At 37.7% G+C, this 16,016-nt stretch carries 13 protein-coding genes; 1 reads left to right on the forward strand and 12 read right to left on the reverse strand.

From position 1 onward, the window contains the following. Nucleotides 1-34 precede the first annotated feature (34 nt). From ACFSAH_RS09720 to ACFSAH_RS09760, 9 genes are all read right to left on the reverse strand, one after another. Entirely contained in the window at nucleotides 35-1,204 is a 1,170-nt protein-coding gene (locus ACFSAH_RS09720) for a 1-deoxy-D-xylulose-5-phosphate reductoisomerase (RefSeq protein WP_379662534.1), read from the reverse strand. Between the two features lie 11 nt (nucleotides 1,205-1,215). After that, nucleotides 1,216-2,715, reverse strand: coding sequence for a GH3 auxin-responsive promoter family protein (locus ACFSAH_RS09725; RefSeq protein WP_379662535.1), 1,500 nt, complete (start codon nucleotides 2,713-2,715; stop codon nucleotides 1,216-1,218). A gap of 9 nt (nucleotides 2,716-2,724) precedes the next feature. Beyond that, on the reverse strand, nucleotides 2,725-3,489 hold the full coding sequence (locus tag ACFSAH_RS09730; RefSeq protein ID WP_379662536.1) for a hypothetical protein: 765 nt from the start codon (nucleotides 3,487-3,489) through the stop codon (nucleotides 2,725-2,727). A 12-nt stretch (nucleotides 3,490-3,501) separates the two neighbouring features. Continuing rightward, on the reverse strand, nucleotides 3,502-4,473 hold the full coding sequence (locus tag ACFSAH_RS09735) for a glycosyltransferase family 2 protein (RefSeq protein ID WP_379662537.1): 972 nt from the start codon (nucleotides 4,471-4,473) through the stop codon (nucleotides 3,502-3,504). A 123-nt stretch (nucleotides 4,474-4,596) separates the two neighbouring features. Then, entirely contained in the window at nucleotides 4,597-5,547 is a 951-nt protein-coding gene (locus tag ACFSAH_RS09740) for a glycosyltransferase family 2 protein (RefSeq protein WP_379662538.1), read from the reverse strand. 36 nt (nucleotides 5,548-5,583) lie between these two features. Further along, the gene (locus tag ACFSAH_RS09745) at nucleotides 5,584-6,123 is read right to left on the reverse strand and encodes a DUF4199 domain-containing protein (RefSeq protein ID WP_379662539.1); all 540 of its coding nucleotides are present in this window, start codon (nucleotides 6,121-6,123) and stop codon (nucleotides 5,584-5,586) included. A gap of 3 nt (nucleotides 6,124-6,126) precedes the next feature. Continuing rightward, nucleotides 6,127-6,804, reverse strand: coding sequence for a hypothetical protein (locus ACFSAH_RS09750; RefSeq protein WP_379662540.1), 678 nt, complete (start codon nucleotides 6,802-6,804; stop codon nucleotides 6,127-6,129). Nucleotides 6,805-6,904: 100 nt separating this feature from the next. After that, nucleotides 6,905-8,155 (reverse strand): dihydroorotase, encoded by a 1,251-nt coding sequence (locus ACFSAH_RS09755; RefSeq protein ID WP_379662541.1) that lies wholly within the window; start codon nucleotides 8,153-8,155, stop codon nucleotides 6,905-6,907. Between the two features lie 31 nt (nucleotides 8,156-8,186). Continuing rightward, nucleotides 8,187-10,232 (reverse strand): BatA domain-containing protein, encoded by a 2,046-nt coding sequence (locus tag ACFSAH_RS09760; RefSeq protein ID WP_379662542.1) that lies wholly within the window; start codon nucleotides 10,230-10,232, stop codon nucleotides 8,187-8,189. Nucleotides 10,233-10,323: 91 nt separating this feature from the next. Between ACFSAH_RS09760 and ACFSAH_RS09765 the strand changes: the two genes are divergently transcribed. Further along, complete coding sequence (locus ACFSAH_RS09765; protein ID WP_379662543.1) at nucleotides 10,324-10,641, forward strand: DUF202 domain-containing protein; 318 nt, start codon at nucleotides 10,324-10,326, stop codon at nucleotides 10,639-10,641. A gap of 518 nt (nucleotides 10,642-11,159) precedes the next feature. On the opposite strand, the gene ACFSAH_RS09770 is transcribed toward ACFSAH_RS09765, so the two are convergent. The 3 genes from ACFSAH_RS09770 to ACFSAH_RS09780 are packed head-to-tail and all read right to left on the reverse strand — an operon-like array spanning nucleotide 11,160 to nucleotide 16,007. After that, nucleotides 11,160-11,723: a TlpA family protein disulfide reductase gene (locus ACFSAH_RS09770; protein WP_379662544.1), complete on the reverse strand. Its 564-nt coding sequence runs from the start codon at nucleotides 11,721-11,723 to the stop codon at nucleotides 11,160-11,162. Between the two features lie 4 nt (nucleotides 11,724-11,727). Continuing rightward, nucleotides 11,728-12,831 carry an efflux RND transporter periplasmic adaptor subunit gene (locus ACFSAH_RS09775; protein WP_379662545.1) on the reverse strand — a complete coding sequence of 368 codons (1,104 nt, stop codon included), beginning with the start codon at nucleotides 12,829-12,831 and terminating at the stop codon, nucleotides 11,728-11,730. A gap of 23 nt (nucleotides 12,832-12,854) precedes the next feature. After that, nucleotides 12,855-16,007, reverse strand: a complete 3,153-nt coding sequence (locus ACFSAH_RS09780; RefSeq protein WP_379662546.1) for an efflux RND transporter permease subunit — start codon at nucleotides 16,005-16,007, stop codon at nucleotides 12,855-12,857. Nucleotides 16,008-16,016: the final 9 nt, after the last annotated feature.

Raw genomic sequence — 16,016 nt, forward strand, 5'->3', positions numbered from 1 at the left:
AGGTACTCTACGGCACCCTATCTTTCTAAAGTACTTAAATAGTGTTAACTAATTCCATTGCATAAGCTCTGGTTTCTATATCCGTCTGAAAATAATCTTCTAATATAGGATTTTCCATAAATTGGATATCCTGCATACAACGTTCAATTATATCACTCATTTGTAAAAATCCTACCCGCTCTTTCAGAAACTCGGCCACTACAACCTCATTTGCTGCATTTACAATACAGGCCATATTACCACCTTTTTCCAAAGCTTCAAATGCATAAGCTAAGTTTCTAAACGTTTTTTTATCTGCCGGTTCAAAAGTAAGCGAGGGATAGTCCAGAAAATTAAACCGCTTAAAATCACTATCTATCCTCGATGGATAAGTTAATGCATATTGGATAGGTAATTTCATATCAGGTACTCCCATTTGCGCTTTCATGGAACCGTCTCTAAACTGAACGATGGAGTGGATAATGGATTGTGGATGTACAATTACATCTATTTCTTCAACATCTAAACCAAATAACCATTTAGCTTCTATCACTTCCAACCCTTTATTCATTAATGAAGCAGAATCAATGGTTATCTTAGCCCCCATTGACCAATTGGGATGTTTCAATGCCTGATGATGGGTTACACTTTTCAGAAAATCTTCGGTTTTACCTCTAAAAGGCCCGCCCGATGCAGTAAGATAAATCTTTTCTATATCGCTTTGTTTCTCGCCCACTAAACACTGAAAAATCGCAGAATGTTCCGAATCCACTGGTAATATATCTACCTGATTCTCCCGAGCCAGGCGCGTCACAATTTCTCCTGCAACTACAAGTGTCTCTTTATTGGCTAATGCAATATGTTTTTTTGCTTTAATAGCCGAAATAGTGGGATTTAACCCACAAAAACCTACCAATGCGGTAAGTACGATATGTATTTCTGGGAGAACTACCGCTTCTGATAAAGCTTTATGTCCTGCTTTTACTTCTATAGATGTGCCTGCTAGCGCTTCTTTCAGTTGACTATACTTGCTCTCGTCTGCAATAACCACAACTTCCGGATTAAACTCCAACGCCTGTTTAATCAATAAATCTGCATTAGACTGTGCTGTCAGCACGATAGCCCTGAAGAGCTCTGGATTGGCTCTGATTACATCTAAAGCTTGTGTTCCTACACTTCCGGTTGAACCGAGTATAGCTATATTCTTTTTATTATTAAATTCCAATTCATCTAAATTTACAACAGATACTTTTGTAATTTATCTGCCAAATCTCTATCGTTTGTTAATCTTGGGACTTTATTTTGCCCGCCTAACTTCCCTTCTGCTTTCATCATATTAATAAAAGCATGGGGTTGCAACATACTAATTTTTAAGGGTTGTAATACTTTCCCTTCTATTAAGTCGCTATAATAAATATTTTTTTTCTGTAATTGCTGATCTACTTTTAATCTGAACTCCTCCATATCTGCCGGAGCTTTCACAAACTCTACAAACCACTCGTGATAAGGTAACTCTCCTTCTTCCGGATTTACCTGCGGAGCTACTGTAAATTCAGTAACTTCCAAACCTTCTTCTTTAGCTACAGTCAACAAAGCATACTCTACTTCTTCTCCAATAACATGCTCTCCAAACGCAGAAATATAGTGTTTTATTCTTCCTGTTACCAATATTTTATATGGATTTTTAGAAATAAACTTCACGGTATCTCCTATGGAATATCCCCAAAGTCCTGCACTGGTGTTTAAAACTATTGCATAATTTTTATCCAGTTCTATTTCTCCCAGACTTAACCTGGTTGGACTTTCATTAAAATACTCTTCTGTTGGTATAAATTCATAAAAGATACCTGCATCGGCCAAAAGAAGTAATCCTTTTTCTGTTTGCGAATCCTGATAAGCAATAAAGCCTTCGGATGCCGGATAGGTTTCTATAGAATCTACACGTCTGCCAATGGTTTCTTCAATCTTGGCTCTGTAAGGTTCGTAGTTTACACCTCCGTAAACAAACAGATTGAAGTTCTGAAATATGTCTTTTATTTTTTTCCCTCCTGCTTTTGCAGAAAGTCTGTCAAAATACATTTGACACCAGGGTGGAATACCTGATATCAAACGCATATCTTCATGGATAGTCTCCTCAACAATAGCGTCTACCTTGGTTTCCCAATCTTCTATACAATTGGTGTCATAACCGGGCAGACGATTTTTTTGCAGATAACCAGGTACATGGTGCGCTACAATTCCCGAAAGCCTGCCAAAATAAATCCCTCCTTTTTTATCCATTTCCGGGCTTCCTTGCAGGAATATCATTTTCCCATCTACAAAATCAGCCCTCCCGGTTTCATGAATATAGGTTAACAAAGCATTTCTGGCGGCTTTGATATGTTCGGGCATAGATTCTTTGGATATAGGAATATATTTCACACCAGAAGTAGTGCCGGATGTTTTGGCAAAATACAGCGGTTTCCCTTTCCATAACACATTTTCTTCCCCTTCTACTACTCTATCTATATATTTTCTTAGTCCTTCATAATCTACTACGGGAACTTGTTTTTTAAAGTCTTCATAGTTCTTAATAGTACTAAAATGGTGGTCTTTCCCAAATGCTGTATCCTGAGCTGAGGAGATCAGGGTTTTAAAAACTTTCTGCTGAGCCTCTACTGCATGATATTTCCATTTGTTGATTTTTTTTACCACAAATGAGGCAAATGGTTTGCTTAACGCTGATTTTATTCCCATTGCACTATATTATTGTTCTATCTCTTCTTTTTCTCCACGCTCATCGGGATGTTCTTCTTCATAGGCGTACACCAACTTTCTGTAGGTTACCACCAAAACAATGTTTGTAAACGGATAAGTAACTATAATACCTACTCCCAATGCCAGAAATCCCAAAGCTATAAACCCTACAACCAGCAACAATACGGTCACTATTTTTAACAGGTTATTTTCTGTAAGTTGTCGACTTTGTCTTAGCGACTGAAAGGAGGTTGAATTATCATCCACAATAAAACATGGAAAAAACATAAACCTCATGATGATTATAAAAAGCAATATAAGGGCTATTGCTGCTAAAATCTCGACTACTGCGGGGCTATCTTTTACAATATCAACAAAATCATTAAATACCTTAATGGTTGTTAATTTGGTATAAACGAGGTTAAAAGTAGCGACTATAAACCCCAGTAAAAGGGTTAACGAAATGAAACTGGATATATTTTGCCACGATGGTATCAACTCGGTCATCCCTATTTCCTTATCTTCATAGTCTATTAAATGGAAAGCAAGTTTATAAAAACCCAGCGTAGCCATACTGTTAACCACCAACACCAGAAACAAGGTGATAAAATTCACCATTAAATTAGAAGACACAATCAGATAGGCTGTGATCAGTTGTAATATGGAAATGGACACAAAAGCCACCAAAGAATACCCCACAATAACCAAAAAGTTCTTCTTGGTAATATCCCATGCGGTTTCTAAAACTTCAATTACAGAGAAAGATTTATCCATATTTAGCAAAAGCTATTTGTCTTTTAATATTATTCTTTTCCAAAAATCTTGTATAAAGCCAAAACCATACGCTGTTAACTGAATGATTGAAGCTATTATGCTCAAAAGTGCAACATTTAATGATTTGTTTTTCAACAATGAATCAATAAATATCAACAAAATATAAATTAGCAATAATGTATTGCATATTCCAGCAAAAACACTGCTAAAAACGTTACATACAAGGGTAAACACTAAAAACAGTGTAAACAGTGCCGGAAAGAAATGTACGGCTTTTAATGTCTGGGGAAAAAATTTGTAGATATTAATCCTCGCCCGTCCAAAAAAATGCAATTGTTTCCAAAACTGTTTAAAACTGGTACGTCTTTTATGATAGACTTTTGCTGTTGGAATTAACCCTATCTTAAAGCCGGCCTCGTGTATACGTATAGAGTATTCTATATCTTCGCCTAACCGGGTAATTAAGAAACCGCCTACCTTTTCCCATACTTTTCTGGATACTCCCATGTTAAAACTACGAGGGTGGAACTGTCCGCCGGCATTTTTCTTTTTACCCCTGATGCCTCCTGTGGTAAAAACAGAAGTCATAGCGTAACTAATGGCTTTTTGTACAGGCGTAAAAGAACTATGCGCATCATCAGGCCCTCCATAGGCATCTAAATGATGTTCATACAGGTAATTTTTAACCGTTTCTAAATAATTTGAAGGTATCAGACAATCTGAGTCGAATATCACAAAGTAATCACCTCTGGCTCTTTCAAAACCATAATTACGGGCAAAACCCTGTCCCTCATTTTCTTTATAGTAATAGTGAATATCTAAATCTTCACGAAAAGCATCTACTATTTCTTTCGCATCTAATTTTGAACCATCTTCTATAACCAACACCTCAAAAGCTGTGTAGGTTTGTTTGGTGAGGGTTTCTAAAAGCTCTTTTATTTCCTGCGGACGGTTATATAAGGGAATAATGACTGAAAAAAACATAACGAATTACGATTTTAGATTTATAAAACCACTAAGAAGTAAAAATTTCAAAGCTGCTTAATTACTGGATTTGATGTTTCCGTCCGGGGTTTCATATCTTTTGGATCTCCGTTACCTGCCACTTTATATTTCGACCTCTATTTGATAATTGTTCCTGTTTGATGAGCTTCTGGAAACCAGCTCGGCAACAAAGCCTGTTAAAAAAAGCTGGGTACCTACAATAACCGCTACCAAAGCAATATAAAACAAAGGTTGGTCTGTTACATCTCTGTAAGCTGTTCCACGCGCAATATGGTAGAGTTTTTCTGCAATAATCCAGATTGCCATAATGGTTCCAAAAAAGAAACTGAGTACTCCCATAGATCCAAAGAAGTGCATGGGCCGCTTTCCAAACTTGCCTACAAAAAATATAGACAACAAATCCAGAAAGCCATTTATAAAACGGCTCATTCCAAATTTGGTAGTTCCGTATTTTCTGGCTCTATGTTCTACTACCTGCTCTTCTATTTTTCCAAAACCTGCCCATTTGGCTATTACGGGTATATAACGATGCATTTCGCCATATACCTCTATATTTTTAACAACAGCGCTTCTGTAAGCTTTTAAACCGCAGTTAAAGTCATGCAAATTATCTATGCCCGACATCTTACGGGTGGCTGCATTAAATAATTTAGTGGGAATGGTTTTGGTTAATGGATCGTAACGCTTTTTCTTCCAGCCCGATATCAGATCCAGTTTTTCATCTTTAATCCTTCGGTATAATTCAGGAATTTCGTCTGGCGAATCCTGCAAATCTGCATCCATAGTAATCACCACATCCCCATGGGTAGTTGCAAAACCTACATTTAATGCGGCAGATTTACCGTAGTTTCTCCTAAACTTAATGCCTCTTATTTCCTGATAGTTTTCTTTCAGCTTCTCTATAACTTCCCACGATTTATCATTACTGCCATCGTCTACCAAAATTATTTCGTAACTAAAATTATTGGTATCCATTACCTTTTTAATCCATGCAGTCAATTCTGGCAGAGACTCTTCTTCGTTATATAAAGGAATTACAACAGATATATCCATCTTAATTATTTTCGACCCGAATTTAAATATATTGTTTTATAATTCTTCTCTTTCGACCTCAATGTAAATAGGTCTTGGATTTTTAAATATAAATGCGGCTATTAAAGACAAGAAAGCTCCCAGTAAAGTATAACCTATTGAAGAAGATATGGCTGCCAAAAACACACCCCAGCTTCTTGCCATGTTTATCCCGGTTTCTATTTCTTCTGATGATTTACCTTGACTTAACATCATTCTTTCTGCTTCCTGCAAGCTTTGTTCAAAAACTTCGGCATTAATGTATTTAAGGTAAATAAACATAAAAACGCCCATTACAAAAGACACTAAAGAGGCATAACGAAAGCCTGTTGTAAAAGCTCTTTTAATACTGATAAAACCTTCCAGATCTTTATCTCTATGTTGTTTTATACTCATCATAAGTCCAAATACAAAAGGTACATATACCAGATACACAACAGGTGATTTCTGATCTGTACCTGAAAAATGTACCAGCAGAGTGGCCACCACCATAATGGTTGCCATTTGCCAGGCCCACCTGAATGTTATTTTACCGGGACTTACTTCTAATTCGTTCATTTCTTAGTTTTTTGTAGTTGCGTACGCCAGCAACATTTCAAGAATGGCCGTATCGTAAGGTGCGTCTTCGCTTAATTGTTTAAATTCTTTGATGTAGGCTTCGTTAGGGTTTACATTAAAGAAATAGCCCATTAACGGGTAAAAGATATCTTTAACTTCTGAATCTGGTGACAGTTTTTGAGATACCTTGGCTATTTCCTTTAAATCGCTGTCCATTAATATCTGGTTGGCAATAATATCCTCATAAATCCTGTGCTCGTCCTGAAACTCGTCTTCTTCTACCAATAAAAACTCTTTAAGGTAATCTTCCAGAGATGGGGTAATTTCCTCGTCTTCACATTCTTTAATATACAACAACAGGTTTAATACCTCTGTTCCCCTATCCATTGTCTGATTTTCAATTTCTTCCCATTCTTTAGACTCCAGATAATCTTCGTCCAGCTTCTTGGTATCTTCCGCAAAGAAATTAGTCAATAATAAATCAAATGTAACTTCTCTTAAAGCATCTAACTTCGGCGATGAATCAAACACTTCATCCATTGCTTCTACTTTAGACATAAAGTCTTTATCTGATTCAAATACATCTGATAATGTATTAAGTTCTTTTTGCGAAGAAACACCTTCTAACGCAGAAAAGGTATTAAAAAAGCTTTCTAAAGCTGCTTTTACTTTTAAATCCATAGTTAAAATGCACTATTGGTTAGGCTGTCTTAAAACCCGATATACCCAACCTCCAGTATTGTATTAATTGTTCAATATTTTATTGTTTATCTCTATTACTTTAAAACTGCATAACCTGTGCATTATTAATAGTTGCCCAGACTTTACCTTTTAACTGCTGCCCTATGTATGGCGAGTTTTTAGATTTAGAGTAGTTTACTTTCTCTGTATATTCCCACTCCGACTCGTCAAACAACACCAGGTTAGCCTGCTGCCCTACTGTTACAGATGGCACCGGTAAATTGAGTATCTGGCGTGATTTTACAGAAAGCTTTTCTACAATTTGTTCTGGTTTTAACCCTGCTTGTACAAGCAAAGGTAAAACTGTTTGCAAAGCAATTATTCCGTAAGCCGCTATCTCAAACTCCACCGCCTTAAACTCTATTTCCTGTGGCGTGTGCTGCGATACGATGGTATCAATTGTCCCGTCCTGTACACCTTTTAACAATGCTTTCACATCTGTTTTTGTTCTTAACGGTGGTTTTACTTTATAATTGCTATCAAAATCATGTAAAGCCTCTTCTGTAAGCACTAAATGGTGTGCAGCAACATCACAGGTTACGTTTATTCCTTTTTTCTTAGCTTGTTTTATCAACTCTACCGCATGCGCTGTTGATATAGTTGTAAAATGTATTTTAGCATCGGTATATTCTGCTAGGTACAAATCTCTTACAATCATGAGCTCTTCGGCAATGTTAGGAATACCTTTCATGCCCAGATAAGTGCTCATTTTGCCTTCGTTCATTTTTGCCCCTCCAGCAATTGAACGTTCTTCCGGATAAGAGATTACCAGTGCATCAAAACCTTTAGCATACAATAAAGCTCTTTCCATAAGTCCTGCATCCTGCACCGGCTCATTACCATCAGAGAAAGCTACTGCGCCAGAATTGGTCATATCAAAAAGCTCTGCCAAATCTTTCCCTTCTCTTTTTTGCGAGAGGGTGCCGTACGGGTAAATATCTACCAACAGATTTTTAGCTCTGTTTTTAAGATACTCTACCTGAGATTTAGAATCTACTGCCGGCTTGGTATTAGGCATCATCCCCACCCCGGTAAATCCACCTGCAGCCGCAGCAACATTACCGGTTATAAAATCTTCTTTAGTTTCTACCCCAAGCTCTCCTAAATTGGCATGCAGATCAAAAAATCCGGGAGCAAGGTATTTTCCTTTTCCGTCTATATTCTCTCCTTCAAACTTTAAAGACGAACCTATTTTAACTATTTCTCCGTTTTCAATCAGCACATCGGCAACTTTACCATTATGGTCTGAAGACGGGTCTACAATTGTACAAGATTTTATAAGGATATTCATTCTATATAAGTGCTTTTGTTTCAAATCTATTTTATGATGCCTTTGCCGTTCGGTTTACTTTTAAGAACCTAATCAGCAAAATTTCTACAGCCAAAAACAGTAAGGCCAAAATTAGACAAAGTTTCCATAATGAAGTGCCTAAATTATCGTCTTTTATTAAGTTGGATATAGAACTTTTAGGATTATTAAAAATCTCTGACGAACTTAAGCCAAACACATTTTTAAGTGCTACATCTGTATAATATTTATTATGAGATTCTTTACGACTATCGTTAAAAGCGGTAATCTGTAATAATTTATCCGCATTAAGCAGCTCGTAAAACCCTGCTTTTTTTATTTGATCTGCAAAGTAAAGCAAGGTTCCGTTTTCAGTATTTCTAACCTGAGGAATAATCTCATCCAATCCGTTTTTCAGTTTAAGCACATCACTTTCTGCTACATTTACATTTCTTAGCACCAGACTTTCGCTATGGTCTATGGTATAAAACAACTGATCTTCTACACGCGACGACATGGCCATTTTAAATAAGGTAGGTAAGAACAGTCCATGCACCGCAAAGTTAGAAACCTGTGCATCAATCGGGTAAGCACTCAGGTAAATATTCCCTTTACCCAACTGATATACATTTAAAAGCGAAAGATTTCCTTCACTCAACAATGTAGTTTTGGTGGTTCTGGATTGCTGGCTCAACACAAAATATTCGCTCGAACGGGGCAAATCAAAGTGTGCCGTTTTACCATCAAACAAATTAGTAAACAGGCTGTGCTGCAAGTTTATTTTATCTGCTTTAACAGTATCTTTTTTTAACGCAACGGGATAATCTGCCTGTAAAGTGGTCAAAAAACTACGGTACGATTCTAAATTGGCATCTAAAGGTAAAAACACACTTAAATTGCCTCCGTTTTGTACGTAGCTTTTTAGCTGTTGCGATAAACCTTCCGAAACATTGGTTAATCGGTTAAGTACAATAAGGCTATTTTGTTTAAAAGCATTATAATTGATGGCGCTTTCGCTGATGTTATTTACTTCAAAAAAAGCATCTGTTGAAAATACCTGTGAAAAGTAATTGTTTTTAGCTTCGTTACTGATAATAGTCACAGCTAAGGTGGGTTTTACTTCGAAGGTAAAATATAACTTATCGTCAAAAACAACCGGATAGTCTTTAATAGTAAGCTGGGCCTTATGCCAACCGCTGGACAGTCCTGAAAAGGACAGGGTATCTTGTATCTCGCTTTCTGCCTTAACACTTACATTTGCTATAGATTTTAAGCTGCCGTTTATATGTAAATTAACGGCTACGTTATTAACGGCTTTTGGAGAATGGTTCCTGATTTTAAAAACCAGCTTCTCGGATGCATTGGGCTGATGAATAGGAGTTATAAACCACACACTATCTACAGATACATTTGGTATAGGATGCGCCTCTAACTTTACCAGTTTGTAACTGATGGTAGAGTCTAAGGGCATTTTGGTTAACACTCCATCTTCCTGAAAATCAGACACCAGAAATCCATACTTATTAAAAGTCTGGTAATCGCGTAAGAAATTGCTTTGCCTTAAAAGTACCCTCTGGAAATTATTGCTTATAGGACTAATATTAAGCGAATCCAGTTCTGCCAAAAACTCGTCTCTGTTTAATAATCTATTTTGGCTTCCCAACAGATCATTACTCAACAGCTGAAATTTGGCATTATACGGAAATGCATCTGCCACTTCTACGGCTTTCTTTTTGGCTTCTTCAAAAAGTGATCCGCCTTCTGATACCGCTTCCATAGAGTAAGAGTTATCTACATAGATGCTTACAATATCATTAGCCATAGTGTCTGCCGCTTCTTTCCCCGGAAAATAGGGCTTAGAAAATGCTAATACCAGAAAAATAACGGCTAAAATACGGCTTAACAGCACCAATCTTTCTTTTAACTTCTCCCATGAAGATGTTTGTATCTTAATTTCTTCCAACATTTGGGTATTGGAGAAGTAAATCTTCTTGAATTTACGGAAATTAAAGAGGTGAATGATTAGCGGAACGGCTATCAAAAACAATCCAAACAAGAATTCTGGATAGTGAAACTTCATTAAGCAACAAAATTAAGAATTATATATTATATTTCTAGTTCGCAACTGATAACACAATATACAAATACATTAATTATCTGATCTATTGATTATGGAAAATCTCAATAAGGATCTCATTTTAAGAGAAAAACTAGCCATTGAAAGAACTTATATGGCTAATCAGACTACTTTTCTGTCATTTCTGAGAACTTCTATGTACTTTTTTGTAGCTGGTTTAACTATTGGCAACTTGTTAAAAACGGAAAACACAGAAATTATGATTGTTATTTTCTTTAGCATCTCCTTTATTCTATTATTTACAGGAGTAGTAAATTTTATTGTTCACCATAGATGGATAAAAAGAAACACCCAACATGTTGGCAATTATAAGATGGAATATATAAAAGATAAAGATGGAGACCGTTTTTAATAAACGACCATTTGAGGCTATTTAAACAATAACATGCTATTTAGAGGACTTGCCGTATACTGATTTCATTCTCTTAATACATTATCATTACAACAAAATAATACTTTAAAGTAAAGGTCGCTTATACCGAACGGCATAAGGTGGTTACTCCGAACGGCGTAAGGTGCTTACTCCGAGCGGTGGAAGTGGTATACTCTAAACAGCTAAGTATATGTTATCTATATTATTGTTTATATTGTGTTTTAATACATTTGTTTATTATCGTCTTTACACAGATTATCTGATTTAAGAACTTGCTGTAGTATACTCTTGATTACGAAACTATCACGGTTAAGGGATATTGTTTTCCACTCATCGTTTTTGGTTAATTGCTCCTCGGTTTCCCTTAATCATTACACACTAATTATTACACATTAATTTTTCAAATATCCAATACAAAGGGGGATCCCGGGACAAACCCGGGAAACAGCCCTCTGTAAACTATCTGCTGTTATTTAAACAGACATGATAGTCCTTCCCTACAACAAACCTTTTATAAACTTCATCATCTCGGGATGTGCAAAATCTGCCCCTCCGGTATGCTTAACTACCATTTCGCCTTGCTTATTCACAATAATTGTGGTGGGAATGGCATTAGAGGCTAAACTCTCTGGTAAAACAGCTGTTTGCGCATATACGGGTAAACTATAACCATTCTTGTCCATAAACTTTTTTGCTTTCTGGATATCGCCATCAACATCTACTATAAAAAATTCGATATTAGGGTCGTCTTTCAGTTTCAGGTAAAGCTCATTTAAAGAAGGCATTTCGTGGATACAGGGCGGACACCAGGTTGCCCATAAATTAATAAATATCACCTTATTTTCGTAAGCACTTAAAGACACCTTTTTGCCTTCCTTATTCATAAAAACAGCATCGCTGGCAGTGTTTGCTTTAAAAAATGGATGTTGCCCCATTTTTACTTCAGCGACATGCTCTGTGGGTTTGGCTGTCTTTTCTGTTTTATTGTTAGCAAATACAAGTGCCACTGCAAAAAAACCTATGGTTAATGCCAATAACCAGTACATCCGTTTATTCTTCATATCCTTATTTCTTTAGATTGTTTACTTTTTCTCCTTCAATTATTTCCTCTGATGCTTGTTTTATAATACGTGAGGTTTCGTTTAAATGTCCAAACACTTCCGTTTTTTCTGTTTGTCGCACTCCAACTTTTACTGGAATACGGTTGGCAACACCTTCATCATTTACACTAATTACAAAAGTTCCGGATTGTGTCTGCATAATGGCTGATGCAGGCAGCCACCAGGTGGCTTCTTTGCGCTGAAAAGGAATACTTACTTCTGCGTAATCGCCACCACGCATTTCTGATGCATTATTAATTACATCAAATTCTAAAGCCAGGGATCTATCTCTGTCATCTATGATACTGGCATTTCTGGATAACACGGCTTTAAACTTTCTATCAGGGTAAGCTAAAACACTAAAATCGGCTTCTAAGCCAGTATATACTGAATTGGAATATACTTCCGGAACGGCTACAGACAGACGTAACTTAGTGTTTTGTGCCAGGGAGAATAATGGTTGCTGACTGTTTTCGCCAACCAAAGCTCCTTCTGATACATTTTTAGCCATTATAATTCCATCAAACGGAGCGGTTATTCTTAAATAGTCTTGCAATTGCGATGCTCTGCTGGTTATAGATTTACTGGATGTATAGGCTGCGCTATCACTCAGCATCAGGCTTTTGGCTTTGTCTAATTCTATAGCAGATATAGAACCGTTCTTTTTATCTGATGCCTGTAGTAACCTATCATAAGATTGTTTACTAAACAAATACTGCGCATAAAGCTTTTCCTGATTGGCTTTATCTGAGCCATATTGGTGATTAAGCTCGGGGGCTTCTAAGGTTGCCAGTAACTGACCTTTTTTTACCGCATCTCCCCTATCTACATATATTTTCCGGATAAAACCTTTTACCTTGGCATATATATCTACAGACTCGTAAGGTTTCAATTCTCCGGGTAACTGTACTTCGTATTTAGGCCTGTCCAATTCAGGATTTACCCACTCTATTGCTTTCTGCACAGCGTCTTTTCCTTGCTGTTCGCCCTCATTTTTAGTAGCCTGCTTACATCCCATTGCTAAAAGCAATATCAAAAGGGGGATATTAAACCTCACAAAGATTTTCATATTCAAATCGATTAATATTTTATTTATTGTTTATAGAACTTACTGGTTTCATCATCAGGGTCTAGCGATGGCTCCTGATAAGAAGCTTTTTGCATAGCCGCTGTAAAAAATGTAGGGATAAACAGCAAAATGGTAACTGTTGAAACTACCAGTCCGCCAATTACTGCCTGTCCCAAAGGTGCTACCTGCTCTCCCCCGTCTCCCATTCCCAACGCCATCGGAATCATCCCGGCAACCATGGCTGCGGCTGTCATTAATACAGGGCGTAAACGAGAGGACGCTGCCAACTGTGCCGCCTGCCTGGCTCCTAAAAACTTAGTTTTACGATAAAACTCGGCCTGGTTAATAAGTAGTACGGCATTAGACACTGAAACACCTATAGACATAATAATACCCATGTACGATTGCAAGTTGAGGGTACTGCCCGATAACCAAACGGAAAGCAGACTACCTGCCAACACTGCCGGAATAACGGATAATATTACTCCTGCTACTTTAAAAGATTGATAATAGGCAGACATCATTAAAAAGATAACTACAATGGCAACCACTAAGCCTTCTTTTAATCCCTCCAGGGTATCCAGTAATAAGCGCAACGTCCCTTCTTTCCATATACGTACGCCTTTCTGCGCCTCCCCGGCATTGGCAATAGCTTTGTCCACTGCTTTATTGGCCGTACCTAAATCTTTTTGGTACATGTTTGCCACGATGGTTACGTATCTGTTAGGCCCTTTCCTATTAATGTGAGCGGGTTCGTTAACCCGGCTAATGGTAGCCACATCATCCAAAATAGGTCGGGCATTCCCCTTCTTCAAAGGCAAAGACTTTAATCTGTTCTCTGAGTTCATGATGCCTTCCGGGATCTGCACCTGTACCTGGAATACTAATCCTGAACGCGGATCTACCCACAGGTTTTTATCTGTAAAACGTGTGGACGAAGTTGCTGCAGCTAAACTTCGGCTCACATCCTGAACGGTTAACCCGTATTTAGCTACTAACTCTCTGTTGAGTTCTATTTTAAGTGATGGATAATCCAACGGTTCCGCTATGCGTACATCTCTTAAAAAAGGTACCTTCTTAAGTTCTTTCTCTATTTTTGATGCATGCTTTTGCGCTTCTTTTACTTGATTGGCAGCTACTTTAACCTCAATAGGTGTCATAGAACCCTGGCCAATCACCTTCTCCATAAGCTCTATAGGCTCAAAGTTGTATTGTACATTAGAAAAATCTTTGTTCAGTATCCCTCTAATCTTCTCCTTTAACTCCTCGGCACTTTGTTTAACTACTTTCTTATTAAAAGAGAGCTGTAACACCGCTTCGCTGCTGGTACTGGTAAACAGAAAAATAGGGTTAATAGGGTTAGCTGATGGGTGCACCCCTACAAATGCCGATGTAATATTAAGTGCGCCTTCGGGCAACTCTTGTTTAATTTTTTTAGTAATCTGATTAACTAACAATTCTGTGTTTTCTAACCGGCTTCCCTGTTTTGCCTGTAGCCTTATTTGTATGTCGCCCCCATTAGAAACTGGCATAATATCCGTTCCTAAAAAACTTAACGCCACACTAATAATACTTGCCGTTGCCAATATATAAATACCTGCCAGCAGACTCTTCTTACGGGTTACTTTCCCTATAAAATAGGCATACCTGATTTTAAACTTATCAAAACCTGTTCTCTTTAACCTTTTATGGTCATGTACCTTTATTTTCATTAACCAGTTTGCCAGTATAGGAACAAATGTTTGCGATGCCACAAAAGATGCTATCATAGCCAGCGCTACAGATATAGATAGTGGCATAAACATATCTTTAGGAATCCCGGTCATCATTAAAGCCGGAGTAAGCACCGCCAGAATACTAAGCAGGATAAGCAATTTAGGTATAGATATTTCCAGAAGCGCATCTAAAATAGCTCTGGATTTAGATTTCTTAAGCTCAAAATGCTGATGGATGTTCTCTATGGTTACGGTAGCCTCGTCCACCAAAATACCAATAGATAAAGCCAAACCACTCAAGGTCATAATATTGATGGTTTGCCCAAAAAGGTGCAATCCTAAAACTGCAGAAAGGATAGCGATAGGAATGGTTAATACCACAATAAGCGCCCCTCTGGTATCTTTAAGGAAAAGAAACACCATTAACCCGGTTAATATGGCTCCTAAAATCCCTTCAACCACCAGATTAGAAAGTGATCTCTGGATATAAACAGATTGGTCAAACTCGTAATTTACCTGTACATCATCCGGCAATGCACTTTTAAGCATAGGGATAGACTTTTTAAGGTTATCTACCGCTTTTAAGGTAGAAGCATCCGGTTTTTTAATAATAGGCAAATACACAGATCTTTTACCATTTACCAGTGCATAGCCCACTGTCTGGTCTGCTGCATCCTCTACGGTTGCCACATCACCTACAAAAATAGTACGGTCGTTAACCATTTTTACAGGCGTACGCAAAAACTCCTCGGGTCCTTTTGAAATGGAGTTTACAGGCGCCATCAGGTTTTCCTGTCCAATGCGGATATTCCCGGCCGGAGAAGGTAAACTGTTTTTGGTAATGGCTAAGGTAACTTCTTCTGGATTTAATCCATGCGCTGCCATTTTTTGCGGATCTATATTAATAACTATAGAGCGCATGTTACCGCCAAAGGGAGCTGGTGCTGTAATACCTGGAATGTTTACAAACATAGGCCGTACACGGGTTATGGCTAGGGTTTGTAATTCTGTAATTGTCCGTTTCGGACTTTCGAAAACTAACTGCCCTACCGGTAAAGAACTACCATCAAACCGGACTACCATAGGCGGTACCGCACCGGCTGGTAAAAATCCCATAGCCCGCGAAACCTGCATAGACAGCTCTGCCGATGCCTGCGACATGTCTGTACCGGGATAAAAGGTGAGCTTCATTAGCGTTAAACCCTGTACACTTTTGAAATCAATATCTTTAACACCACTCACAAAAACCAGTACTTTCTGGAATTCGTTAGCCATAAAACCATCCATATAAGCAGGCGAAAGCCCTCCATAAGGCATGGCAATGTACATGGCCGGAGATTCTATCTCTGGAAAAATATCGACCTTAATTTTCTTGATTACCGAAAAAGAGAAATAAGCCAGCGCCATTACAACTACCATAATGGCAATGGGTTTTCTCAACGCAAATCTTATGATATTCATATATTTATG

Source organism: Pseudopedobacter beijingensis (genome assembly GCF_042678145.1).
Classification (GTDB): domain Bacteria; phylum Bacteroidota; class Bacteroidia; order Sphingobacteriales; family Sphingobacteriaceae; genus Pseudopedobacter; species Pseudopedobacter beijingensis.